This window comes from Actinomadura vinacea (assembly GCF_039532545.1).
In the GTDB taxonomy this organism is placed as follows: Bacteria; Actinomycetota; Actinomycetes; order Streptosporangiales; family Streptosporangiaceae; genus Spirillospora; species Spirillospora vinacea.
Window position 1 is genome coordinate 227525 of sequence record NZ_BAAARW010000012.1, and the last position, 23159, is coordinate 250683.

At 73.4% G+C, this 23159-nt stretch carries 20 protein-coding genes; 4 read left to right on the forward strand and 16 right to left on the reverse strand.

The features are described 5' to 3' along the window. Nucleotides 1–92 precede the first annotated feature (92 nt). The 13 genes from ABD340_RS16335 to ABD340_RS16395 form a co-directional block, all read right to left on the reverse strand. Nucleotides 93–1100 carry a sugar phosphate isomerase/epimerase family protein gene (locus ABD340_RS16335; RefSeq protein WP_344589817.1) on the reverse strand — a complete coding sequence of 336 codons (1008 nt, stop codon included), beginning with the start codon at nt 1098–1100 and terminating at the stop codon, nt 93–95. Continuing rightward, the gene (locus ABD340_RS16340) at nt 1100–2266 is read right to left on the reverse strand and encodes a Gfo/Idh/MocA family protein (protein WP_344589818.1); all 1167 of its coding nucleotides are present in this window, start codon (nt 2264–2266) and stop codon (nt 1100–1102) included. The genes ABD340_RS16335 and ABD340_RS16340 overlap by 1 nt, the downstream gene beginning before the upstream one ends. Nucleotides 2267–2366: 100 nt before the next feature. Continuing rightward, nucleotides 2367–3425, reverse strand: a complete 1059-nt coding sequence (locus ABD340_RS16345) for an ABC transporter substrate-binding protein (RefSeq protein WP_344589819.1) — start codon at nt 3423–3425, stop codon at nt 2367–2369. Between the two features lie 89 nt (nt 3426–3514). Next, nucleotides 3515–4603 carry an ABC transporter permease gene (locus ABD340_RS16350; RefSeq protein WP_344589820.1) on the reverse strand — a complete coding sequence of 363 codons (1089 nt, stop codon included), beginning with the start codon at nt 4601–4603 and terminating at the stop codon, nt 3515–3517. Further along, nucleotides 4600–6225 carry a sugar ABC transporter ATP-binding protein gene (locus ABD340_RS16355; protein WP_344589821.1) on the reverse strand — a complete coding sequence of 542 codons (1626 nt, stop codon included), beginning with the start codon at nt 6223–6225 and terminating at the stop codon, nt 4600–4602. The genes ABD340_RS16350 and ABD340_RS16355 overlap by 4 nt, the downstream gene beginning before the upstream one ends. Nucleotides 6226–6250: 25 nt before the next feature. Next, nucleotides 6251–7432 carry an ROK family transcriptional regulator gene (locus ABD340_RS16360; RefSeq protein WP_344589822.1) on the reverse strand — a complete coding sequence of 394 codons (1182 nt, stop codon included), beginning with the start codon at nt 7430–7432 and terminating at the stop codon, nt 6251–6253. 410 nt (nt 7433–7842) lie between these two features. After that, on the reverse strand, nt 7843–8457 hold the full coding sequence (locus ABD340_RS16365; RefSeq protein ID WP_344589823.1) for a GTP-binding protein: 615 nt from the start codon (nt 8455–8457) through the stop codon (nt 7843–7845). Continuing rightward, nucleotides 8438–8869 carry a DUF742 domain-containing protein gene (locus tag ABD340_RS16370; protein WP_344589824.1) on the reverse strand — a complete coding sequence of 144 codons (432 nt, stop codon included), beginning with the start codon at nt 8867–8869 and terminating at the stop codon, nt 8438–8440. Before ABD340_RS16370 ends, ABD340_RS16365 begins: the two co-directional genes overlap by 20 nt. Before the next feature lies 1 nt (nt 8870). Continuing rightward, nucleotides 8871–9311 carry a roadblock/LC7 domain-containing protein gene (locus ABD340_RS16375; RefSeq protein ID WP_344589825.1) on the reverse strand — a complete coding sequence of 147 codons (441 nt, stop codon included), beginning with the start codon at nt 9309–9311 and terminating at the stop codon, nt 8871–8873. Further along, a complete protein-coding gene (locus ABD340_RS16380; protein WP_344590696.1) occupies nt 9308–12001 on the reverse strand; it encodes a sensor histidine kinase in 2694 nt (897 codons plus the stop codon). Before ABD340_RS16380 ends, ABD340_RS16375 begins: the two co-directional genes overlap by 4 nt. Nucleotides 12002–12131: 130 nt before the next feature. Further along, nucleotides 12132–12728 (reverse strand): GTP-binding protein, encoded by a 597-nt coding sequence (locus tag ABD340_RS16385; RefSeq protein WP_344589826.1) that lies wholly within the window; start codon nt 12726–12728, stop codon nt 12132–12134. An 80-nt stretch (nt 12729–12808) separates the two neighbouring features. Further along, nucleotides 12809–13225, reverse strand: coding sequence for a roadblock/LC7 domain-containing protein (locus tag ABD340_RS16390; RefSeq protein WP_425547402.1), 417 nt, complete (start codon nt 13223–13225; stop codon nt 12809–12811). Beyond that, a complete protein-coding gene (locus ABD340_RS16395; protein ID WP_344589828.1) occupies nt 13225–15771 on the reverse strand; it encodes a sensor histidine kinase in 2547 nt (848 codons plus the stop codon). The genes ABD340_RS16390 and ABD340_RS16395 overlap by 1 nt, the downstream gene beginning before the upstream one ends. A gap of 197 nt (nt 15772–15968) precedes the next feature. Here ABD340_RS16395 and ABD340_RS16400 point away from each other — a divergent pair, with 197 nt between their 5' ends. Further along, nucleotides 15969–16811: a sirohydrochlorin chelatase gene (locus tag ABD340_RS16400; protein ID WP_344589829.1), complete on the forward strand. Its 843-nt coding sequence runs from the start codon at nt 15969–15971 to the stop codon at nt 16809–16811. 307 nt (nt 16812–17118) lie between these two features. Here ABD340_RS16400 and ABD340_RS16405 read toward each other — a convergent pair whose 3' ends face one another. Together ABD340_RS16405 and ABD340_RS16410 are read right to left on the reverse strand one after the other, a co-directional pair. Next, a complete protein-coding gene (locus tag ABD340_RS16405; RefSeq protein ID WP_344589830.1) occupies nt 17119–17928 on the reverse strand; it encodes an enoyl-CoA hydratase/isomerase family protein in 810 nt (269 codons plus the stop codon). 9 nt (nt 17929–17937) lie between these two features. Further along, nucleotides 17938–18840: an SDR family oxidoreductase gene (locus ABD340_RS16410; RefSeq protein WP_344589831.1), complete on the reverse strand. Its 903-nt coding sequence runs from the start codon at nt 18838–18840 to the stop codon at nt 17938–17940. Between the two features lie 279 nt (nt 18841–19119). Here ABD340_RS16410 and ABD340_RS16415 point away from each other — a divergent pair, with 279 nt between their 5' ends. Both ABD340_RS16415 and ABD340_RS16420 read left to right on the forward strand, forming a co-directional pair. After that, nucleotides 19120–20223, forward strand: coding sequence for an NAD(P)H-dependent amine dehydrogenase family protein (locus ABD340_RS16415; RefSeq protein ID WP_344589832.1), 1104 nt, complete (start codon nt 19120–19122; stop codon nt 20221–20223). A gap of 10 nt (nt 20224–20233) precedes the next feature. Next, nucleotides 20234–21160, forward strand: coding sequence for a glutathione S-transferase family protein (locus ABD340_RS16420; RefSeq protein ID WP_344589833.1), 927 nt, complete (start codon nt 20234–20236; stop codon nt 21158–21160). Here ABD340_RS16420 and ABD340_RS16425 read toward each other — a convergent pair. After that, entirely contained in the window at nt 21147–22301 is a 1155-nt protein-coding gene (locus ABD340_RS16425; protein WP_344589834.1) for a serine/threonine-protein kinase, read from the reverse strand. The genes ABD340_RS16420 and ABD340_RS16425 overlap by 14 nt on opposite strands. A gap of 147 nt (nt 22302–22448) precedes the next feature. On the opposite strand from ABD340_RS16425, the gene ABD340_RS16430 reads away from it, so the two are divergent. Next, the gene (locus tag ABD340_RS16430) at nt 22449–23120 is read left to right on the forward strand and encodes an AIM24 family protein (RefSeq protein ID WP_344589835.1); all 672 of its coding nucleotides are present in this window, start codon (nt 22449–22451) and stop codon (nt 23118–23120) included. The last annotated feature ends 39 nt before the right edge of the window (nt 23121–23159 follow it).

Sequence of the window (23159 nt, forward strand, 5' to 3'; positions counted from 1 at the left end):
CACCGCGCCCTTACGGACCGTGTGCGAACCAGCATGCACCGTCCCGGTCAACAACCGATCAACGTTCGATCAACGCCCCGCCGGGCGTCCCGTCAGTCCTTGGCGAAGGCGGCGTCGAACGAGGTGTCCGGAGGCTCGATGGAGGCCAGCGCGCGGACGAACTCCAGCGACTGCGGGGCGCCCTGCAGCCGGTCCATGCCCGCGTCCTCCCACTCGATCGAGATCGGGCCGTCGTAGCCGATCGCGTTCAGGGCCCGGAAGCAGTCCTCCCACGGCACGTCGCCGCGGCCGGTGGAGATGAAGTCCCAGCCGCGCCGCAGGTCGCCCCACGGCAGCTGCGACGACAGCCGGCCGCGGCGGCCGTCGCGCATCCGCACCTTGGTGTCCTTGCAGTCCACGTGGTAGATCCGGTCCTTGAAGTCGAACAGGAAGTTGACCGGGTCGGTGTCCTGCCAGACGAAGTGCGAGGGGTCCCAGTTGAGGCCGAACGCGGGCCGGTGGCCGATCGCCTCCAGGGTGCGCACCGTCGTCCAGTAGTCGTAGGCGATCTCGCCGGGGTGCACCTCGTGCGCGAACCGCACGCCGACCTCGTCGAAGACGTCCAGGATCGGGTTCCACCGGTCGGCGAAGTCGGCGTAGCCGCGCTCGATCATCGCCGGCGGCACCGGCGGGAACATCGCGACGGTGTGCCAGATGGACGAGCCGGTGAACCCGACGACGGTGTCGACGCCGAACAGGGCGGCCGCGCGGGCGGTGTCCTTGATGTCCTCGGCGGCGCGCCGCCGCACCCCCTCGGGCTCCCCGTCGCCCCAGATCCGCGCGGGCAGGATCGCCTCGTGCCGCTCGTCGATGGGGTGGTCGCAGACCGCCTGGCCGACCAGGTGGTTGGAGATCGCCCAGGCCTTCAGGTCGTACTTGGCGAGGGTCTCCCGCTTGCGCTCGACGTAGGAGGCGTCCGACAGCGCCTTGTCGACCTCGAAGTGGTCGCCCCAGCAGGCGATCTCCAGCCCGTCGTAGCCCCAGTCCGCGGCGAGCCGGCACACCTCCTCGAACGGCAGGTCCGCCCACTGGCCGGTGAACAGGGTGATCGGTCGTGCCATCACGCGCTCCCCTCGGAGTTCGTCTGTACCGCGGTCCAGCCGCCGTCGCCCTCGGCGCTGCGCCCGACGGCCTCCAGCACCCGCTGCACCTGCAGGCCCTCGGCGAACGACGGGCTCGGGTCGGTGCCGGCGGCGATCGCGTCGAGCAGGTCGGCGAACTGGTGGGTGAAGGTGTGCTCGTATCCGAGTATGTGCCCCGGCGGCCACCACGCCCCGGCGTAGGGGTGCTCGGCCTCGGTGACCAGGATCCGGCGGAACCCCGCGGTGCCGGGGGCGTCGGCCTCGTCGTGGAACCACAGCTCGTTCAGCGATTCCAGGTCGAAGGCCAGGCTCCCGGACGAGCCGTTGAGCTCGATCCGGAGCGAGTTCTTGCGCCCGGTGGCGAACCGGGTCGCCTCGAACGAGGCCAGCGCGCCGCCCGAGGTGCGGCCGATGAACAGCGCGGCGTCGTCCACGGTGACCGGGCCGGTGCCGCCGCCGGCCAGCGGGCGCTCCCGGACGAACGTCTCGGTCAGCGCGGACACCCCGACGAGGGACTGGCCGGTGACGAACTGGGCGGCGTCGATGATGTGCGCGCCGATGTCGCCGAGCGCCCCCGACCCGGCGCGGTCCTTCTGCAGCCGCCACACCAGCGGCGCCTGCGGGTCGGTCAGCCAGTCCTGCAGGTACTGGGCCCGGACGTGCCGGAGCGCGCCGATCCGGCCGTCGGCGACCATCCGGCGGGCCAGCGTCAGCGCGGGGACGCGGCGGTAGTTGAAGCCGACCATGGAGCGCACCCCGCGGGCCCGGGCGCGGTCGGCCGCGGCGACCATGGCCTCGGCCTCGGCGACCGTGTTGGCCAGCGGCTTCTCGCACAGCACGTGCTTGCCGGCCTCGAGGGCGGCGACCGCGATCTCGGCATGGCTGTCGCCCGGCGTGCAGATGTCGATCAGCTGGACGTCGTCGCGGCGCAGCAGTTCCTTCCAGTCGGTCTCCACCGACGCCCAGCCCAGCTCCCGCGCCGCGGCCCCGGCCCGGTCCGCCGAGCGCCCGGCCAGCACGGCCATCACCGGGGTCAGCGGAGGGTCGAAGAACGGCCCGACGCTCCGCCACGCCTGGGAGTGGGCGCGCCCCATGAAGGCGTGCCCCACCATCCCGACGCCGACCGTCGCCCTCTCAGTCGTCATGTGTGCATCCCCTTTCGTGCGCCGTCGCCGGCGCGTTCGTGCGCGGGGCCGGGCCGGCCGCCGGATCGCGGCGGCCGCGCCCGGATCCCGGGACCCCTGATCAGGACTCGAAGCCGAGCGGCATGTACTTGTCGACGTTCTGCCGGGTGATGGTCTCCGAGGCCAGCGTGATCGACTGCGGGACCTGCTGCTCCACCAGGTCGGCCATGCCCTTGGCCTGCGCGATCAACCGGGCGACCCGGATCGCCGAGCCGGCCATGGTGGGGCTGTAGGTGACGGTGGCCTCCAGGACCCCGCCCGACTTGATCTCCCGCATCGCGTTGGCCGAGCCGGCGCCGCCGACCATGAAGAACTCCTTGCGGCCGGCCTGCTTGATCGCGGCCAGCACGCCCACGCCCTGGTCGTCGTCGTGGTTCCACAGCGCGTCGATCTTCTTGTGCGCCTGGAGCAGGTTGCTGGCGACCTGGTTGCCGGTCTCCACCGTGAACTTGGCGTCCTGCTTGGCGGTCACGTTGAAGCCGTAGGTCTTCAGCGCGTCGGCGAAGCCCTTGCTGCGGTCCTGGGTGAGCGGCAGCGTGGCGATCCCCTGGATCTCCACGATCACCGGGTTGGTGACGCCCTTCTCCTTGAGCCGGCGGCCGGTGAAGTGGCCGGCGGCGACGCCCATGCCGTAGTTGTCGCCGCCGATCCAGGTCCGGTACGACAGCTTGTCGGGGAACACCCGGTCCAGGTTGATCACCGGGATGCCGGCGTCCATCGCCTTGCGCGCCACCTGGTTGAGCTGCTCGCCGTCGTTGGGCAGCAGCACCAGCGCGTTCACCTTGGCGGCGATCAGCGACTCCACGGCGGAGATCTGCTGGTTGATGTCGTTGGTCGGCTCGACCGGCTTGAACGTGACGTCGGAGTAGCGCTTGGCCTGGGCCTCGGCGTTCTTGGTGATGGCCGCGATCCAGCCGTGGTCGGCGGCGGGCGCGGAGAAGCCGACGGTGACCTTCTGGCCGGGCTTGTCGTTGTCGCCGCCGTTGTTGCCGACCTGGGCGGCCGGGGCGGTGTCCTCTTCGGGGTCGTTGCCGGTGCAGGCGGCGGCGAGGCCGCCGGCCGCGACGGCGGCACCGCCGAACAGCAGGTTGCGGCGGCTGGGACGGCTGTTGTCTCGCATGGCGTGCTCCTGGTTGGGGGGTGGGTGCGGGAGCCGGGCGAACGGGACGGGACGGCGGGCGCCGCGGGGCGGGGACCGCGGCCCCGCGATCAGGTGGGGCCGCGCAGGCCCCGGCGCTGCAGCAGCACGGCGATCACGATGATCGCGCCCTTGGCGATCAGCTGGTCGCTGGTCTGCAGGCCGTTCAGGATGAACAGGTTGGTGATGAGGGTGAACACCAGCACGCCCAGGATCGAGCCGATCAGCGTGCCGCGGCCGCCGGTGAGCAGCGTGCCGCCGATGATCACCGCGGCGATCGCGTCCAGCTCGTACAGGTCGCCGTGGGTGCTGGAGCCGGTGGTGGTCCGGGCCATGATGATGATCGCGGCGATGCCGCAGCACAGCCCGGACACCGCGTACAGGGCCAGGGTCTGGCGGCGCACGTTGATGCCGGCCAGCCGGGCCGCCTCGGGGTTGCCGCCGACCGCGAAGGTGCGCCGGCCGAACGTGGTGCGGTTGAGCAGCACCCAGCCGGCCGCCGCGACCGCCGCGAAGATGAACACCACCAGCGGCAGCCCCAGCAGCTTGGTCGTCGACAGCGCCTCGATCGCGTCGTTCTCGGGACGGATCAGCTGGGTCTTCCGGTCGGACATGCGCTGCGCCAGCCCGCGGGCGGCCACCAGCATCGCCAGGGTGGCGATGAAGGGCACCAGCCGCCCGTAGGAGATCAGCAGCCCGTTCACCAGCCCGGCGCCGGTGCCGACCAGGATCGCGCACAGCGCCATCACCACGGGCCCGTACGACTGGGTGGCCAGGGTCGTCGCCCACACCGAGGCCAGCGCCATCAGCGCGCCGACCGACAGGTCGATCCCGCCCCCGATGATCACGAAGGTCATGCCGACGGTGATGACGCCGATGGTGGACGCCAGCGCCAGGATGCCGACCAGGTTGCCCGAGGTGGCGAAGTTGTCGGGCTGGGTGATCACGCCGACCAGCGCCAGCAGCACCAGCGCGGCGACCAGGCCCAGGTGGCGGACCTCGCCGGACGCGCCCACCGCGCCGTTGCCGTTCGGACGGCGCCACGGCAGCCGGCCCCAGGGCGGGCCCGAACCGCCTCCGGCGGTGCCCTTGGCGGCGTCCTCCCGCGTGGAGGGGCCGCCGCCCACCCCCTCCTTGGCTCCCACTCCGGCCTCGGTCATAGGGCCCTCCCCTCCATGATCATGTTCAGCACGGCGTGCTCGTCGAGGTCCCGGCCGGGGGCGCGGTGGATGACGCGGCCCTCCCGGACCACCAGGACGCGGTCGGCGAGCCCCAGCACCTCGGGGACCTCGCTGGAGACCAGCAGCACCGCCACGCCCCGGTCGGCCAGCTCGCGGATCACGGCGTACAGCTCGGCCCGGGCGCCGACGTCGACGCCGCGGGTGGGCTCGTCCAGGACCAGCAGCTTCAGGCGGCGCGCGTCGCCGCCCGCGGCGCCCACCAGCCAGCGGGCCAGGACGACCTTCTGCTGGTTGCCGCCCGACAGCGTCGCCACCGGACGCCGGGGGTCGGCGGGACGGATGTCGAGGGCCTCGATCTGCCCGCGCACGTCGTCGGTCTCGCGGTCGCGGTCCAGCCAGCCCAGCCGGGAGTAGCGGCCAAGCCCGGCCAGCGTGATGTTCCCGGCGACCGACTCGTGCAGCAGCAGCGCCTGGCTCTTGCGCTCCTCGGGCGCCATGCCCATGCCGCGCCGCACCGCCGCGCCGGTGTCGCCCGGACGGACCGGGGCGCCGTCCAGCAGTACCCGCCCGGACGTGGGCCTGCGGGTGCCGTAGACGGTCTCCAGGATCTCCGAGCGGCCGGAGCCGACCAGCCCGGCCAGGCCGACGATCTCGCCCGCCCGGACGGAGAAGGAGACGTCCTCGAACCAGCCCGCCAGCGTCAGCCCCTCCACCCGCAGCACCTCGGGACGGTCGTCGTCCTCTTCGGGCGCGGCGGCGGAGCGCTCGGGGAAGGCGTACTCCACGTCGCGGCCGGTCATCAGCGACACGATCCGGGACGTCGGCGTGCTGCGGGCGGGCAGGCCGTTGGCGACCGTGCGGCCGTCCTTCAGGACGGTGACCCGGTCGCCGATCTCCCGGATCTCCTCCAGCCGGTGCGAGATGTAGACCACCGCCACCCCGGCGTCGGTCAGCTCGCGGATGATCCGGAACAGGTTGGTCACCTCGTCGTGCGCCAGCGCGGCCGACGGCTCGTCCATGACGATCAGGCGGGCCTCGTGCGACAGCGCCCGGGCCATGCTCACCACCTGGCGGCCCGCGGCGGGCAGCCGGCCGGTCTCGCGGCGCGGCGGTATCTCGCCGTGCCCGAGCCGCGCCAGCAGCTCCCGCGCCTCGCGCTCGGCGTCGGCGCGGCGGGTGAAGCCGAGCCGGGCCCGCTCGTGGCCGAGGAAGATGTTGTCGGCCACCGACAGGCCGTCGACCAGGTCCAGTTCCTGGTAGATGGTGGCGATCCCGGCGCGCATGGCGGCGGTGGGGCCGGCCGGGCTGAACGGTTCCCCGCCCAGCAGGATCTCGCCGCCGTCGGGGCGGTGCGCCCCGGCCAGCACCTTGATCAGGGTGGACTTGCCGGCCCCGTTCTGGCCGAGCAGGCAGTGCACCTCGCCCGCGCGGACGTCGAGGTCGACGCCGTCGAGGGCGCGGACGCCGGGGAACCGTTTGACGATCCCGCGCATCCGCAGCAGCGGCGCGGCGCCGGCGTCCTCGGGGGTGTCCTCCGGGGGGTCCTCGATGTCGGGGGTCGCGGCCGGGGGGCCGTCGTCGGTGTCCTTCGCAGGGCCCACAGGGCCTCCTCTGCCGGGGGTCGGGTCAGGCGGTGGCGAAGACGTGGTCGCTGATGAGGCGGGCGCCGCCGATCACGCCGGCGGCGTCGGCGAGCTCGGACAGCACGATCGGGAGGTTGCCGGTCGCCAGCGGCAGCGACCGGCGGTAGACGACGCTGCGGATCTCGGCCAGCAGGGTGTGCCCGAGCCCCGCCACGCCGCCCGCGATGACGACCAGGCCGGGGTTGAAGAAGCTGACCAGCCCGGCGAGCACCTGCCCCACGTGCCGGCCGCCGGCGCGGATCAGCCGGACCGCGGCGGGGTCGCCGGCGGCCGCCGCGTCGGCCACGTCCCGGGCGGTGAGCTCGCCGGCGCTCGCCAGGATCTCCGCCAGCCGGGGCGAGTGGCCCGCCCGCGCCTCCGCGGCGGCGTCCCGGGCCAGCGCGGCGCCGCCGAAGTAGGCCTCCAGGCAGCCGCTGTTGCCGCAGGCGCACAGCGGGCCGTCGTCGGCGACCCGGATGTGGCCGATGTCGCCGGCGCTGCCGGACACGCCCCGGTAGATCGCGCCGTCCACCACGATGCCGCAGCCGATACCGGTGCCGATCTTGACCAGCAGGAAGTCGTTCACCGAGCGGGCCGTGCCGGCGTGCAGCTCGCCCAGCGCCATGATGTTGACGTCGTTGTCGACCAGCACCGGGCAGCCCAGCTCCTGGCCGATCGCCTCGCGCACCGGGAAGCGGTCCCAGCCGGGCATGATCGGCGGCGCCACCGGCATCCCGTCGCGAAAGCTGACCGGGCCGGGCACCCCGATGCCGGTGCCGTGCACCTGCCGGATCAGGCCCTCGTCGCGCAGCTTGCCGAGCAGGTCCAGGGCCCGGTCCAGCACCACGGTGGCGCCTTCCCGGACCGCGCACGGCTCGCTGACGTGCCCGAGCACCTCCAGCTCGCCGTTGGTGACCGCCACGTCGATCGAGGTGGCCCCGATGTCGAAGGCGACGAACCGCAGCCCGGGCGACAGCCGCACTATGCCCGAGCGGCGCCCGCCGCGCGAGGCCGCCAGCCCCGCGGTCTCCACCAGCCCGAGCGCGACCAGCCGGTCGAGCTCCACGGCCAGCTTGGACCGGGAGAGGCGCACCACGTCGCCGAGCTCGGCCCGCGACCGCGGCCCCTCGTCCCGCAGCAGCCGCAGCAGCCGTGCCTGGTGCACGTTCTGCGGTCGTGCCGTCATGCGCATCACGCCGTCCCTTCGGGATGTCCCGGGACGCTCGCGGGGCGGTCCCCGAGCGTCGGGCTTGGCGAGAAGGTAACCGGCTTTCGTTCCGTTGAGAAGACCTTTTAATCAGATCGTTCCTTACTTTCTCCTGAGAGAGGACAAAGCAGGGACGAAAAGACCCTCGCCGGCCTGCGGCGGCCGACGAGGGTCGGGTGACGCCGAGTCGAAGGGGGCGGGGAAAGTCGGGGTAAGGGGGACGGGGCCGGCCTCAGGTACCGCGCGAGCGCGCTACCTGGCCGGTGGGGCGATGCCGAAGGCGAGCCTCACCGGCCAGATCGCGAAGCGATGTCGCGCTCGCACCAAGCCCGGTCAGGGTGTGAGCCGCCAGGCGAGCATCCTGGGCCGGGATTGCAATAAACACAGGTCTAGTAGGTGAGGGCTCCGGGGTCGCGGCGGCTGCTCATCGACCGCATGATGTGCTCCACCAGCGTGATGAGCACCTGCTTGGCCGACTCCCGCTCCCGCACGTCACAGTTGATCACCGGGATGGTCGGCGCCAGGTCCAGGGCGTCCCGGACCTGGTCGGCCGAGTGCGCCCCGGCCCCGTCGAACTGGTTCACCCCGATGATGAACGGCACGCCGCGGCGTTCGAAGTAGTCCACCGAGGCGAAGCAGTCGGCCAGCCGGCGGGTGTCGACCAGCACCACCGCCCCAAGGGCGCCCTTGGCCAGCTCGTCCCACATGAACCAGAACCGGTCCTGGCCCGGGGTGCCGAACACGAACAGCACCAGCCCGTTCGGGAGCGTGATGCGGCCGAAGTCCATGGCCACCGTCGTGGTCGTCTTGTTGGCCACGGCGGAGGTGTCATCGATCCCGATGCTCTTCTCGGTCAGCGCCTCCTCGGTGCGCAGCGGACGGATCTCGCTGACCGCGCTCACCAGGGTGGACTTGCCGACGCCGAAGCCTCCGGCTACGAGGATCTTGACGGTCAGCGCGGATTCCCCGGCCGCCGCGGCCGAGTCAGAGCGCACGGATTCCATCGATCACTTCCTTGAGTACGCGCTCGCTGGGGAACTGCGCCACGGGCGCCGGGCGCCGGACGCGGACCAGCGAGTGGTCGAGCAGATCGCCCAGCAGCACCCGTACGACGCCCAGGGCGAGTTCAAGTTCCGACGCTATCTCGACCACCGACAGCGGGGTGCGACAAAGCCCCAAGATCACCTCATGTTCGGGCTCGGGCGCCCAGCCGCCGGTCCCGGCCGCGGGGCCGCCGAAGCCGTCGAGAGCGTCGTCGTCCGCCGGCCGCTCCTCGGTCACGATCAGCGCGACCATGTCGAGCACCTCGGCGTCGTAGTCGGTGCGGCCGCCGGTGAGGGCGTACGGCCGCACGACCGGCCCGGCCGCGTCGTCGAACCAGGCAGCCCCCTCACCCGGCCTCGATGACCGGGGCACCTCAGGCGCCGCCCCGCTCGGCGGCCATCCGCGGGTTCGCGGACAGGTGCTGCCCGACCCGGGTCACCAGCATCGCCATCTCGTAGGCGATCACCCCGAGATCGGCGTCGGCGTCGGCCAGCACCGCCAGGCAGGCGCCCCTGCCCGCCGCGGTGACGAACAGGAACGACGACTCCATCTCCACGATGGTCTGCCGCACCGGGCCGCCGCCGAACGACTCGCCGGCGCCGCGGGCCAGGCTCTGGAAGCTGGCCGCCACCGCCGACAGGTGGTCGGACTCCTCCCTGGCCAGGCCCTTGGACGCGGCCATGCGCAGTCCGTCGCTGGACAGCACCACCGCGTTCTGCACCTGCGCCACCCGCTGGACCAGGCTGTCGAGCAGCCAGTTCAGCTCGCCCGCCGACGCTCCGGCGTCCGCGGCGGCCTGCTGGGCTTCGGTCATGGGGTGTCGTCCTCCTCGGCTCGGGACCGGCCGGTCTCCGCCTGTCCTGAATCACTACGTCCGCGTTCCCAGCCGCGTTGCATGGAGGACATGATCGACTTCATCTCCTCCGGCGTGCGCGGCCGCTCGCCAACCTGATCCGGCCATTCCGGATCTGGGTCGAACGGTCCGTCCGGAACCTCCGTCCCCCGATCATGCCGGGTCGCGCCGTCCGCCGTGGGCGGATTCGGCACCGCGGGCTCGGGCACGGACGGCGGGACCGGGGCGGGCAGCGGCGCGGACGGTTCCGGCAGGCCCGCGGCGGCGTCCCGTTCGGCCGCCAGGTCGGCGTCCACGCGCTCCCGAAGCTGCGGCGCGATATGCGTCTGCCTGCGCCTCCTGGGCAGCTCTCCGTCCGCCAGGGGCCGCTCCTGCCCGGCCTCGCTCCCTGCGGACGGCCGGTCGCCCGAACGCTCCGGGACGGGCATCGGCGGTCCGGCCGGCGGCGTCGCGGGCGGCGGGACCGAGGGCGGGACCGAGGGCGGCGGCGGGGCCGCGGTCAGGGCCGGCCCCGGGTCGGCGGGGGGCGGCTGGGAGACCAGGCGCACCGGCCCGCTCCCCTGCCCCGCGCCGCCCGCCGCGACCCCGGCGTGCTCCGGCAGCGTCGCCAGCGGGCCGGTGGCCCGCCGCGCGGCGGGCTCGGGGTCGGTGACCTCGGTGATGAGCTCCGCCGGGATCAGCGCGATCGCGGTCGTCCCCCCGTACGGGGACTGCCGCAGCGTGACGGTGATGCCGTGCCGGCGGGCCAGCCGCGCGACCACGAACAGCCCCAGCCGGGCGCTGTCGGACGGGTCGAACTCCGGCGGGTCCACCAGCCGCTCGTTGGCGACCATCAGATCGTGCTCGGTCATCCCGAGCCCGCGGTCCTCCACCTCGACGACCAGGCCGTTGGCGACCGTGTGGCCGCTGACCCGCACCGGCGACTGCGGCGGCGAGTAGGTGGTGGCGTTCTCCACGATCTCGGCCAGCAGGTGGACGACGTCGGCGACCGCGGTGCCCTGGAGGGCGACCCGGGGCAGCGGCTGCACCCGGACCCGCGGGTAGTCCTCGACCTCGGCGACCGCGCCGCGGACCACGTCCACCACCGGCACCGGGCGGCGCCAGCCGCGCCCGGCGGACTTGCCCGCCAGGATGACCAGGCCCTCGGCGTGCCGCCGCATGCGGGTGGCCAGGTGGTCCAGCCGGAACAGGTCCGACAGCTCGGCCGGGTCCTCGGTGCGGCGCTCCATGGTGTCCAGCAGGCTGAGCTGGCGGTGCAGCAGCGCCTGGTTGCGCCGGGCCAGGTTGACGAACACCTCGCTGAGCCCGTTGCGGATCTCCAGCTCGCGGGCGGCGGAGACCAGCACCGCGTCCCGGGCGCGCAGGAACGACTCGGAGATGTCGCGGATCTCGTTGATCCGGTAGTCGTAGTCGGGGACGTCGTCGTCGATCCGCTCGATCGGCTGCCCGTCCTTGGCCCGCTCATTGATCATCGGCAGCGTCCGGCGGCTGAAGTCGCGCACGCCGGTGGCCAGCGTCCGGGACTCGCCCAGCAGCCGGCGGGAGATCCGGACCGCGATGACGATCGAGAACACGATGGCCAGCAGGCCCGTCCCGCCGGCCAGCGCCAGCCGCCGGACCACCCCGAAGGCGATCCCCTCGGCCCGCTCGGTGATCGTGTCGAGGGTGGTGTTCTCGAACGCGAACAGCCGTCCCGCGACGGTGTCCGCGGCGGCGCGCCAGGACGCGGCGTCCACCGCGGGCACGGCGCCGGCCGCGCCCGTCCCGCCGCTCACGGCGTTCCCGTCGGACCTGTCCGGGCCGCCGGGCGCACCGCCGCGGCCGTTCGGGCCGTTCTGCCGTTGCTGCCCGGTCCGCTCCGTCGGCTCCGCGCCGCGCACCAGCTGGTCCTCCAGCCGGCGCAGGTGGGTCGACTCCGGCGTGGCGAACAGGTTGCGCAGCCGCTCCTGCAGGTCGGTGGTCAGGCCCTGCGAGTAGTCGGTGAACAGGTGCCGCTGCGCGCCGACGAGCTGCGCGAACTGGGCGCGCTCGGCGACGGTGAGGTTGCCGCCGGGGGCCGCGCCGGTCAGCAGCGCGTCCTCCCTGGACAGGAACTCCCGCGCCCGCGCCAGCGCGATCAGCGTGGTCGCCTGGCTGGCGATCCGCGCGTCCGCCGGGGCGACCGAGGAGTAGAGCGCGAACGCCGCGTCGATCATCCCGGAGAACTCTTCCAGCACCTGCGACCGGTCCGTTGTGCGGGCGTCCACGCCGCGGCGCAACGGCTCCAGCCCGGGCAGCCGGGACACGAACACGTCGAGCCGCTTCACCACCGGCGGGTCGATCGCGTTGCGCAGCCTCCGGTCCGCGGCGTGCCGCCGCACCTCCGCCCGGGCCCGGTCGGTGGCGGCGCGCTGGGCCGCCACCGCGGACGGGGGCACGGTGCGGGAGCCGCCGAGCCGGCCGAGCGAGATCCGGCGTTCCTTCTGCAGCGCGTCGATCAGCCGCTGGGTGGGCAGCAGCCCCTTCTCCTGGAACTGGTTGCTCTGCTGCAGCTGCCGGGCGTCGCCGTAGGTGATGCCGGTGGCGAACGCCCACAGTGCGGTCAGGGAGGTCAGCGGGACCAGGATCAGCAGGACGATCCAGGTCCTGATCGAGGAGAAGCGCCGGGCCATCACCGCTGATGACCCCCGCGCCCGTCCGGGACGGTGAGCTGGCAGAGGCGCGACATGCGGGGGAAACCTCTCGAAATGTAGCTTTCGGGGGACTGCCGGAGCCTACTACGCCGTGCGTGGCGGGCCCATGTCAAACGGTATTCGCGGGGGTGTCCGCAGGGGCGTCCTCCTCGGTGTCCGACCAGCTCAGCACGTGCTCCACGAGCCGGATCAGAACATCCTTGGAGGAGTCCATCCGGCGGACGTCGCAGAGCACGACCGGCACGCCGGGGTCGAGGTCGAGCGCGATCGCGATGTCCTCGGGGCGGTGCGACTCCATCCCGTCGAAGCAGTTCACCGCCACCACGAACGGCGTCCCGCGCTGCTCGAAGTAGTCGATGGACGGGAAGCAGTCGCTCAACCGCCTGGTGTCGGCCAGCACCACCGCGCCCAGCGCGCCGTAGGCCAGCTCGTCCCACATGAACCAGAACCGCTCCTGCCCGGGGGTGCCGAACAGGTAGAGCACCAGCCGCTCGGTCAGCGTGATGCGGCCGAAGTCCATGGCCACCGTCGTGGTGCCCTTGCGCTCGACCTTGGCCACGTCGTCCACGGCGGCGCCGCGGTCGGTCAGCGGCTCCTCGGTGAGCAGCGGGCGGATCTCGCTGATCGAGCCGACCATGGTGGTCTTCCCGACACCGAACCCGCCGGCCACCAGGATCTTGGTGGTGACCAGTGGCCCGGGCGTCACCGGCGCACCGCCCGCGGCCGCCCGGCGGCCGGGCCCTGGCCCGGCCGCCGGTCGTGCGCCACCGCGCCGTCCATGCGCGGTCAGCCTCCGTCGAAGCCCGTGCCGGCGAACCGCGGGCTGGCCTGCAGGTGCTGGCCCACGCGCTTGACCAGGACGGCCATCTCGTAGGCGATCAGGCCGGCGTCGGCGTCCGCGGCGGCCAGCACCGCCAGGCAGGTGCCGTTCCCCGCGGCGGTCACGAACAGCAGCATGGTGTCCATCTCGATGATGGTCTGCCGCACGTTGCCGCCGCCGAAGTGCCGTCCGGCCCCGCGGGCCAGGCTCTGCACGCCGGCCGCCAGCGCCGACAGGTGCTCGGCGTCCTCGCGGCCCAGCTCCTGCGAGGCCGCGACGGCGAGCCCGTCGCGCGAGAGGATCACCGCCTGCCGGACCGTCGGGACGCGCCCGGCGAAGTCGTTGAGCAGCCAGTTCAGTTCACCGGTAGCGGTGTTGTGCATCATCGGGCTTCCTCATCCCCCGGATCCGACGCTCGGGCGCGCCGCCATCCTTGCTGTATCGACGCCATCATCGAACGGGCCTCCTCGGGCGACCGGACGATGACTCCGGCCGGCCCCTGTTCCGCCGCCGGAGGTGGCGGCGTTCCGTCCTTCCTTCGCAGTTGCGGCGCCAGGCTCTCCTGGCGTCGCCGCCGGGGCAGGCCGGCGTGAGTGTCCGCCGGCCCCGGCGACGGCCCGCGGCCGTTCGTCCCGCCCGCGCCGTTGGCACCGGCACGGGCGTCGACTTCGGGCGAGGGAGGGGGTCGGCCCTCCCGGGGCGCGACGTCCCCGTCCGCCGCCTGGAAGGCGGGGTCGGCGACATCATCGAACCAAGGATTGCCCGCCGACGCGGCTTTCGCACCCGAAACGCCGGGTTCGGGGGCATCTTGGTCGTTCCGTTGCACCGTCCTGCGCACCAGCGCCGGGCCCGTCCTGAGCACGGGACCAGGCGCGGACGCGGGTTCGGGCGGTGCTTCCTCTTCTGCCACATCCATCCGTTCCACTGAGGGGATCGGGTCCATCGGATCCATCGGTTCCGGCCGGTCGTCGGCGTCCGCCGGACCCGTCAGGGCCGCGCGCGGCATCCGCTCGGCCGGCACGATCAGCTCCCGCGGCAGCAGCACGATCGCGGTGGTGCCGCCGTACGGGGAGGGCCTCAGCGACACCCGCACGCCGTGCCGGGCGGCCAGCCGGGCGACCACGAACAGGCCCAGCCGGTCGGTGTCGCCCAGATCGAACTCGGGCGGCGCGGCCAGCCGGCCGTTGAGCTCGTCCAGCTCGGCGTCGCCCAAGCCGAGCCCGCGGTCCTCGACCTCCACCGCGAACCCGCTGCCGACCCGCTCGGCCAGCAGCCGGATCTCGGTGCTCGGCGGGGAGTACGCGGCGGCGTTCTCCAGCAGTTCAGCGAGCAGGTGCACCACGTCGGCCGCCGCGCCGCCGGCCAGCCCGTCCCGGGTGCGGGTGAGCACCGCCACCCGGTCGCGCTCCTCGATCTCCGCGACGGCCTCGCCCAGCACGTCCGCCATCGGGACCGGGCCGCGGCGGCCGCGCCCGGAGGCGGCCCCGGACAGGATGATCAGGCTCTCCGCGTGCCGCCGCATGCGGGTGGTGAGGTCGCCGAGCCGACGCAGCTCGGCGGCGCCTTCCCCGTCGTCGTCCCCGTCGCCGTGCCCGTCGCCGTATCGACCGGCCCGGATCTCCTCCAGCATGGCCAGCTGGCGGTGCAGCAGCGACTGGTTGCGGCGGGCGATGTTGAGGAAGACGCGGTCCACCCCGGCGCGCATCTCGGCGCGTCCGGCGGCCGCCTCCGTCGCGGTCCGCCGGAGGGCGCCGACCGCGGTGGCGATCTGCCTGATCTCGGTGGTGCGCGCGAGCGGCGGGACGGGCGCGGCGGGCTCCAGCTCGACCTTCTCGCCGCGGGCCAGGCGGCTCAGCGACTCCGGCGGCCGTCCGGCCGGCTCGGCGGTGGTCCGCAGCCCGGCCAGCTCGCGCGCCAGGCCGCGGCCGGAGCGGAACGCCACCAGGACCGAGCCCACCACCGCGAGCAGCCCGAGCCCGCCCGCCAGCGACAGCCGCAGCAGCAGCGCGTCGCCGCGGGCGTCCTGCTCCTGGCCCAGCATCCGGGCGGCCTGCAGGTGCGCGGAGTTCAGCGAGCCCAGCAGCGGCTGGACGGTGGCGCTCCACCGGCGGGCGTCCACCTCGGCCTCGTCCGCGGCCGCTCCGGCGACGCGCTCCTCAAGCGCGCGGAACTCGGTGTAGGCGGGCGAGGTGAACAGCGGGGCCAGGACGCGCGCGTGCACCGCGGCGGGCATGTGCGCGCGCTGGTCGGCCCACAGCCGCCGCTGCCCGGCGACGGTCTCGACGAAGCGGCGGTGCTCGGGCCCGGTCAGCTTGCCGTCCCCGGCGGCGGCCGCGGCGACCAGCGCGCTCTGCCGCGTCATCAGGTCCATGGCGCGGCTGCCGGCGACCAGCCCGGTGGACCAGTGCCGGAGGCGGCCGTCACCGGCGGCGGCGCGGTGCTCGGTGAAGGCGTACATCGCCTCGACCGGTGCGCTCAAGGACTCGATCGCGGTGACCGGCTCCAGGTTTCGGCTGTCAGCGGCGCTCCGGGTGGCGGGCAGCCGGTCCAACTCGCGCAGTGCCTCGCGCAGCGCGACCGCCGCGCGTTCCTGGGAACCGCCTAGGTCGTCCAGCTCCTCGTTCGCCCGGGCGCGGAAGGTGCGGGCGACGGCGTCGGTACGGCCGCGGGCGGCGTCCACCTCGTCCCTGGCGGCGCCGGCGGGGGCGCCGAGGAACGCGGCGGTGGCGTGCCTCTCGGTGCCGAGGGCGAACACCGCGTCCTGGACGGCCGCGCGCAGCCGGCCGGCGGAGCGCTCGGACGCGCGGTGGTCCAGGGTGTCGCCCAGGGTGAGGCTCGCGGCGACGGCCCACAGGGCGATCAGGGACAGCACGGGGACCAGGAACAGCAGCACGATCCTGGAGCGGATCGAACGCGTTCGAGGATTCATGACCCCTCGTGGCTGGCCTGGATGTCCCCCCGGACTGCTGATGCGGACCGATCATAGAGGTTGGGGCGTCCGCACCCGCAAGTTCCCTACATTCCGGTACAAATACCACCTCAACAGGGGTGGTCCGCGGCCCCCGCGGGGCGAACAAACGGCGGTGGAATCACCCATGTGCCCGTTACGGCGTTACGATTCCCGCCGTGAGTCCCGAAAGCCAGGCATCCGAGGCACTGCCGTCACGGCGCCGCCGAACCCCGCGCGGCGGCCGGCACCGCGGCGACGAATCCTTCAAGCTGCCCCCCGGCTCCCCCGTCCTCGTCCTCGCCGTTCCCGGGTCCGCCCGGAGCGCCGGCGGGGTCCCCGAGGAGCTCGCCAGGCTCATCGAGATCGAGCACACCGGCCAACCCACCCTGGTCGGTTACCTGGACGGGGACGACCGGCATCTGGGCGCCGTGCTGGCGGCGCTCGACCAGCAGCGACCCGACGAACCGGCGGCCGTGGTCGTCCCGCTGGTCACCGGCCCCGAGCCGGCGACCGAGGGCCTGACCCGCAAGATCGTGGCGGACGCGCCGGCGCACATGGTGCCGGCCGAGCCGCTGGGCCCGCACCCGCTGATCGCCGAGGCGCTGCACGACCGGCTGGCCGACGCCGGGCTGGCCCGCGCGGACCGGATCCGGATGATGACCATGGTCACCGCCGCCGGCGGGGTCATCGTGGTCGTCCCGGGCGACGCGGCCGCGGTGCGGCAGGCCGAGGTCACCAGCGTGCTGCTGGCGTCCCGGCTGGCCTCGCCGGTGTTCACCGCGCGGCTCGACGACGGCGCGTCCGTCCAGGCGGCGGCCGCGCAGCTGCGCGCCTCCGGCGTGGCGCGGCTGGCGGTGGCCCCGCACCTGATCGGGGTGGAGCCGGGCGGCGAGTACCTCGCGGCCGCGGCCGCGGCGGCGCAGGCGGAGCACTCCGCCCCGCTCGGCGCGCACCCGGCGCTGGCCCGGGTGGCGGCGCTGCGCTACGTCGAGGCACTCGCCAGCGCACTGTCGGGCTGAGCGCCCCCTCAGGGCTCCGCATGCCCTTGAGGGCCCCGCATGGGCCGCGTCCAGCCCTCGGCGTGGCGCGGCATGCCCGCGGGCCCGCACAGACGCTCTGAGCGCCTCTCACGCACAGCGTGCACCCCGCGCCCCTGCGCGACGGCCCCGAGCGGACCGTTCCGGATCGCGACACGCCCGACGATCCGCCGCGATGACCACCGGTATGCGATCGATACGAGACCGGTATGTGATCGGTACGAGCGTCCCCGGACGGCCGGACCGGCCGCCCGGGGAGCACCGCCCGGGGCGCACCGTCCGGGAACGGTCAGCGGTTCTTGAACTCGGGGGGACGCTTCTCCATCGTCGCGGCCATCCCCTCGGCGAGGTCCTCGGTGAAGAAGGCCATCGTCTGGGCGCCGGTCTCCAGCGCGAGCTGCTGCCGCAGGCCCGGCGCGTCCAGCGAGACGTTGAGCAGCTCCTTGGTGCGCCGCAGCCCGTACGGGGACTTGGCCAGCAGCTCCGCGGCCAGGGCGAGCGCGCCCTCCAGGTCCTGCCCCTGGGCGGCGGCCTCGGTGACGAGGCCGAGCTCGCGGGCCTGGTCCAGGTCCAACCGCCGCGCCCGGTAGAAGATGTCGGCGGCCCGGGCGGCGCCGACCAGCCGGGGCAGCAGCCACGACAGCCCGCAGTCGCCCGCCGACAGCCCCAGGTTCGTGAACGGCACCACGAACCGGGTGGTCGGGTCGGCCACCCGCAGATCGCACGCCAGCGCCCAGGAGACGCCCATGCCGGCGACCGGGCCGTGCAGCGCGGCGACGACCGGCTGCGGGATCTCCCGCAGCCGGGCGGTGACCTCGCCGCCGCGCGTGATGCCGTGGTGGATCCGCTGGAGCCGCCCCGTGCCGTCGCCGGCGGCGTCCGCGTCGCCGGCGCCGCCGCCCCGCAGGTCCATGCCCGAGCAGAACGCGCGCCCCTCGCCGGTGAGCACCACCACATGGGTCGAGGAGTCGCGCATCAGCTCGTTCAGGACGTCCAGGAGCTCCTCGGTCAGCTCGCTCGTGACCGCGTTGAGCCGGTCCGGGCGGGACAGGGTGAGCACCAGCACCCCGTCCCGCCGGTCGATCCGGAGATCACCCATCGGAGCCGGTCAGGCGCGCAGCTGCTGGTTGAGCGGGCCCATCTGCTCGGCCACGTTCTTGAAGACGCTGTGCGGCTCGGCCACGTTGATCGCCTCCCAGTTGTCGCGGATGTCCTCGACCGACAGGTCGCCGTTCTTGCCCCAGCCCGGGCCCTCGGTCACCATGATCCGCGCGACCCGGCCGCCGCCGACGGTGTAGACCTCGCCGGTGGACTCGTTGCTCTCGTGCACCAGGAAGGCGACCAGCGGGGTGACCTTGTCGACGCCCAGCTTCGCGGCGGCGTCGGCGGGCAGCAGGTCCTCGGTCATCCGGGTCCAGGCGACCGGGGCGATCGCGTTGGCCTTGATGCCGTACTTGGCGCCCTCGTGCCCGAGCGTCCTGGTGAATCCGACCAGGCCCATCTTCGCGGTCGCGTAGTTGGCCTGGCCGAAGTTGCCGAACAGGCCCGCCGGGGACGAGGTGTTGACGATCCGGCCGTAGCCCTGCTCGCGCAGGTGCGGCCAGGCCGCGCTCGACACCAGGAACGAGCCGCGCAGGTGCACCGCGATCACGCTGTCGAACTCCTCCGGCGACATGTTCTTGAACGACCTGTCGCGCAGGATGCCGGCGTTGTTGACGACGATGTCGACCTTGCCGAAGGAGTCCAGCGCGGTCTGGACGACCGCCTGCGCGCCCTCGACGGTGGCCACGTTGTCGGGGTTGGCGACCGCCTCGCCGCCGTTCTTCTTGATCTCCTCGACCACGTCCTGGGCCGGTCCGGCCGAGGCGCCGACCCCGGCCCGGTCCCCGCCCAGGTCGTTCACCACGACCTTGGCGCCGCGCGCGGCCAGCTCCAGCGCGTGCTGCCGGCCCAGACCGTGCCCGGCCCCGGTGACTACGGCGACGCGTCCGTCGTAGCGCAGTTCCGACATCCTGTCTCCTCACATCGCAGCGGCTGCGTTCCCCGGATCACCACCCGGTTGCCCCTAGGTAATCACCCAGGGGTTACTCAGTGGTACCACCCGACCGAATCCCGCTCGGAAGCGCCCCCTGCCGAAGTCGACCACGTGGAGTTTTTCCACGAAAAGCCGACCATGAGGGAGGAAGTTGCCCCAAATGCGCCTTTCGCTGCAACCTTCGGCGTAAGCTTCCACCGGCCGCCCGGCCCGATCCACCACCCCATCCGCAGTGCTGAGCACGGAGGATCGACGATGCCCGGATCTGACCAGCCCGGACCCGAACCCGGGCCGCGCGCGCACCGCATCGTGCAGTGGGCCACCGGCGCCCTGGGCCGCAGCGTCATCCGCGGCATCCTGGAGCGTCCCGGGTTCGAACTGGCCGGGGTGCTGGTGTACGACCCCGCCAAGGTCGGCACGGACGCGGGCGTGCTGGCCGGCCGCTCCCCCACCGGCATCGCCGCCACCGGCGACCCGCAGGACATCATCGACCTGGACGCCGACTGCGTGGTGTACGCGGCCGGACCCTACGGCGGCCCCTACGCCGACCTCGACACCGTCTGCGCGCTGCTGGCCTCCGGCAAGAACATCATCGCCACGCACGGCTTCGTCTACCCCCGCGCGCACGGCGGCCGCATCGCCGACGAACTGGAGGACGCCTGCAAACGCGGCGGCACCTCCGTCCACGGCACGGGAGTCAACCCCGGGTTCATGTCCGACCTCATGCCGCTGACGCTCTCCCGGCTCTCCCGGGGGATCACCCATGTCTACGCGCGCGAGTGCGCGGACTTCTCCGGCCACCCGTCCCAGCGGCTGGTCCGCCAGATGATCGGCTTCGGCAGGTCCGAGGAGTCCTACCTGCGCGCGCTGCGCCCGTCCCGCGGCGTCATGCAGGCGCTGGCCGCCGAGAGCCTGCACCTGGTCGCCGCGGGGCTCGGCCTGGAGCTGGACCACGTCGACACCGACGTCGACTACCGGCTGGCGCCCGCCGGCTTCACCATCGCCTCCGGCACGATCGAGCGCGGCACCGTCGCCGCGGCCCGCTGGACGTTCAGCGGGATGACCGGCGGCCGGCCCGCCATCACGATCGAGGCGATCCACAAGGCCGACGCCGCGCAGGTGCCCGAATGGGGGGCTCCCGGATACGCGGTCCGCGTGCAAGGCCGCCCCTCGGTCACGCTCAGCACCGACGAGGACTGGGTCTCCAACGGCATCTCGGCCGCCGCCGCGCACGCCCTCAACGCCGTCCCGGTGGTGTGCGCCGCCGAACCCGGCATCCGCACCTTCCTGGACCTCCCGCCGATCATCGGCCGCGCCTCCGCCTGCCTCGGCTCCACTGAGAATTGCGATCACGGGTAGAACCTTCTCCATGACGACGGTCGAGAAGGAGATCTCCGGGGGCGGTTTCGTACGGCAGCCCAACCGGTTCACCGCCAGGATCACCGCCGACGGGAGCGGCGGGCATCCCGCCGGACCGGGCCGCTACCGGCTGCTGGTCTCCTACGCCTGCCCATGGGCGCAGCGGACGCTGATCGTCCGGCGGCTGCTGGGCCTGGAGGAGGCGATCTCCGTCGGGGTGGTGGACCCGATCCGGGACGAGCGCGGCTGGCGCTTCCCCGGCCCCGACCCGGTGACCGGGGCCGACTTCCTGTCGGAGCTGTACCTGGCCGCCGACCCCTCGTTCGACGGCCGCTGCACGGTGCCGTGCGTGTGGGACGCCCAGACCCGGCTGCTGGTCACCAACGACTTCCCGGCGATCACGATCGCGATGGAGACCGAGTTCGCCGCATGGCACGCCGAGGGCGCCCCCGACCTGTACCCGGAACGGCTGCGTCCCGAGATCGACGAGCTGAACGAGCGGATCTACCACACGGTCAACAACGGGGTGTACAAGGCCGGCTTCGCCACCGCCCAGGGCCCCTACGACGAGGCCGTCGACGCCCTCTTCGCCACCTTGGACGTCTTGGAGGAGCGCCTGGCCCACCGCCGCTACCTGTTCGGTGACGAGTTGACCGAGGCGGACGTGCGGTTGTACCCGACGCTGGCGCGCTTCGACGCGGTCTACTACTCCCACTTCAAGTGCAACCTGAGGCGCCTGGTGGACTACCCCGCCCTGTGGGCGTACACCCGCGACCTCTATTCGCGGCCCGCCTTCCGCGAGACGACGGACTTCGACCACATCAAGCGCCACTACTACGTGACGCAGCGCATGGTGAACCCGTCCGGCATCGTCCCCAAGGGCCCGCTGATCGACTGGGACGAGCCGCACGGCCGGGAGCGGCTCAGCCGAACATGACCATCGCCACCAGCGCCCCGGCCACCACCAGCGCCATCCCCACATAGAACAGCACGCCGCCGACCCGCCAGGCGCTCAGCAGCGGCCCGCGGCCGGAGACCGCACCCGGCGGCCCCGTGCGTGGCCCCGTGTCCGGCCCGGTGTCCGGCTCCGGCCGTGGAGGGGCGACCACGACCGGAGCCGGAGCCGGCGGGGCCGGCGCGGCGGACGGGGCCGGGGGCGGAGGAACGGGGTACGCCGCCGCGGCGGGACCCGCAGGACGACCCGGCACAGGCCAGGACGGATCCGGGTCGTCACCACCCGCCACGAGCAGCAGTGCCTCCGCCACACCGGCCGGCATCCGCCGCGCCGGGTCCTTCTGGAGCAGGCCGTCGAGGACGGGGCGCAGCGGCCCGGCCCGTCCCGGCGGATCCGGCTCCGCGGTGAGGACCGCGCCGAACACCGCCACCGGGTCGTCCCGGTGGAACGGCGTACGGCCCTCGACCGCCGCATAGAGGGTGGCGCCCAGCGCCCAGAGGTCGGACTCGGGCAGCGCCCGCCCACCGCGCATCCGCTCCGGCGCGATGTAGGCGGGCGAACCGAGCACGCCCCCGTCCTGGGTGAGGGTCGCCTCCCCCTCGATCACCGCGATGCCGAAGTCGGTGAGCACGGCCCGGCCGGTCGCCTCGTCCAGCAGCACGTTCCCCGGCTTGACGTCGCGGTGCAGGATGCCCACCGCGTGCGCGGCGCCCAGCGCGCCCAGCAGCTGCCGCCCGATCCGCGCGGCCCGGTCCGGCCGCAGCGGCCCGCCCAGCCGGATCTCCTGGTGCAGCGAACGGCCCCTGACCAGCTCCATCACGACCCAGGGCCGCGCCTCCTCGACCACCACGTCGAAGACCTTCACCACCCCGGGATGGGACAGCCGGGCCGCCGACCGGGCCTCGCGGACGGCCCGCCGGGCCATGGCCGAGCGCTCCACCTCCGCCAGACCGGCGGGCATGAGCATCTCCTTGACGGCGACCTCCCGGTCCAGCACCTCGTCCCGGGCCCGCCAGACGACGCCCATCCCGCCCCGTCCGAGCTCCGCCAGCAGCCGGTAGCGGTGGGCCACCAGCCTCTCCGTCCGCGCGCGTTCGGCCGCGGGAGCCGACTCGTCTCTCACACACGTTCTTCGCACGAACGGGCCCTCCGGATTGCCCCAGTAGCCCGATTGGTTCAAGACTGGCCACGACCTGTCGTTATGCTGACGGGTCGTGCTTGGAAGCCCACCCATCCGCACGCTCATTCAGGAAAGGCAAGGCCCCACCCGATGCGCAGCAACTTCTTCGGCAACATGGAGCAGGGCCAGCAACTCCCCGGCCACTTCGCGCTCCAGAACTCCAAAATGCTCCGAATCCACCTGAACGGCGAGGTCCTGGCCCGGCAGGGCTCCATGGTCGCCTTCCAGGGGCAGATGGAGTTCGACTATGAGGGCTCCGGCGGGATCGGCAAGTTCATCAAGAAGGCCGTGACCGGCGAGGGCGTCCCGCTGATGCGGGTGAAGGGCCAGGGCCTGCTGTTCGTGGCCAACGACGCCGACGACATCCACCTCTTCTACTTGGAGAACGAGGGCATCACCGTCAACGGCGCCAACATCCTGGCCTACGACCCCCACCTGCAGTCCGACATCCAGCGCGTCCAGGGCGGCGGCATGATGGCGGGCGGGCTGTTCAACACCACCCTCCAGGGCACCGGCTGGGTCGCGCTGACCACCCACGGCACCCCGGTCATGCTCGACCCGAGCCGCGCCCCCACGTTCGCCGACGGCCAGTCCGCGGTGGCCTGGAGCACCAGCCTGCAGACCGGTATCAACAAGACCTTCAAGGCCGGCGCGCTGATCGGCCGGGGCAGCGGCGAGGCCGTGCAGATCTCCTACCAGGGCCAGGGCTTCGTCCTGATCCAGGCCAGCGAGGGACCGACGGTTCCCACGCACACCCACTGATCAGGACCTCTATCGGAACCTGCCGAACCGGTCCCGTAC

What these genes read in the sequence shown, in the direction of transcription:
- ABD340_RS16335 (WP_344589817.1), bottom strand. Translation starts at nt 1,100, where the DNA reads ATGGCACGACCGATCACCCTGTTCACCGGCCAGTGGGCGGACCTGCCG.
- ABD340_RS16340 (WP_344589818.1), bottom strand. Translation starts at nt 2,266, where the DNA reads ATGACGACTGAGAGGGCGACGGTCGGCGTCGGGATGGTGGGGCACGCC.
- ABD340_RS16345 (WP_344589819.1), bottom strand. Translation starts at nt 3,425, where the DNA reads ATGCGAGACAACAGCCGTCCCAGCCGCCGCAACCTGCTGTTCGGCGGT.
- ABD340_RS16350 (WP_344589820.1), bottom strand. Translation starts at nt 4,603, where the DNA reads ATGACCGAGGCCGGAGTGGGAGCCAAGGAGGGGGTGGGCGGCGGCCCC.
- ABD340_RS16360 (WP_344589822.1), bottom strand. Translation starts at nt 7,432, where the DNA reads ATGACGGCACGACCGCAGAACGTGCACCAGGCACGGCTGCTGCGGCTG.
- ABD340_RS16365 (WP_344589823.1), bottom strand. Translation starts at nt 8,457, where the DNA reads ATGGAATCCGTGCGCTCTGACTCGGCCGCGGCGGCCGGGGAATCCGCG.
- ABD340_RS16375 (WP_344589825.1), bottom strand. Translation starts at nt 9,311, where the DNA reads ATGACCGAAGCCCAGCAGGCCGCCGCGGACGCCGGAGCGTCGGCGGGC.
- ABD340_RS16380 (WP_344590696.1), bottom strand. Translation starts at nt 12,001, where the DNA reads ATGGCCCGGCGCTTCTCCTCGATCAGGACCTGGATCGTCCTGCTGATC.
- ABD340_RS16390 (WP_425547402.1), bottom strand. Translation starts at nt 13,225, where the DNA reads ATGCACAACACCGCTACCGGTGAACTGAACTGGCTGCTCAACGACTTC.
- ABD340_RS16395 (WP_344589828.1), bottom strand. Translation starts at nt 15,771, where the DNA reads ATGAATCCTCGAACGCGTTCGATCCGCTCCAGGATCGTGCTGCTGTTC.
- ABD340_RS16405 (WP_344589830.1), bottom strand. Translation starts at nt 17,928, where the DNA reads ATGGGTGATCTCCGGATCGACCGGCGGGACGGGGTGCTGGTGCTCACC.
- ABD340_RS16410 (WP_344589831.1), bottom strand. Translation starts at nt 18,840, where the DNA reads ATGTCGGAACTGCGCTACGACGGACGCGTCGCCGTAGTCACCGGGGCC.
- ABD340_RS16415 (WP_344589832.1), top strand. Translation starts at nt 19,120, where the DNA reads ATGCCCGGATCTGACCAGCCCGGACCCGAACCCGGGCCGCGCGCGCAC.
- ABD340_RS16420 (WP_344589833.1), top strand. Translation starts at nt 20,234, where the DNA reads ATGACGACGGTCGAGAAGGAGATCTCCGGGGGCGGTTTCGTACGGCAG.
- ABD340_RS16430 (WP_344589835.1), top strand. Translation starts at nt 22,449, where the DNA reads ATGCGCAGCAACTTCTTCGGCAACATGGAGCAGGGCCAGCAACTCCCC.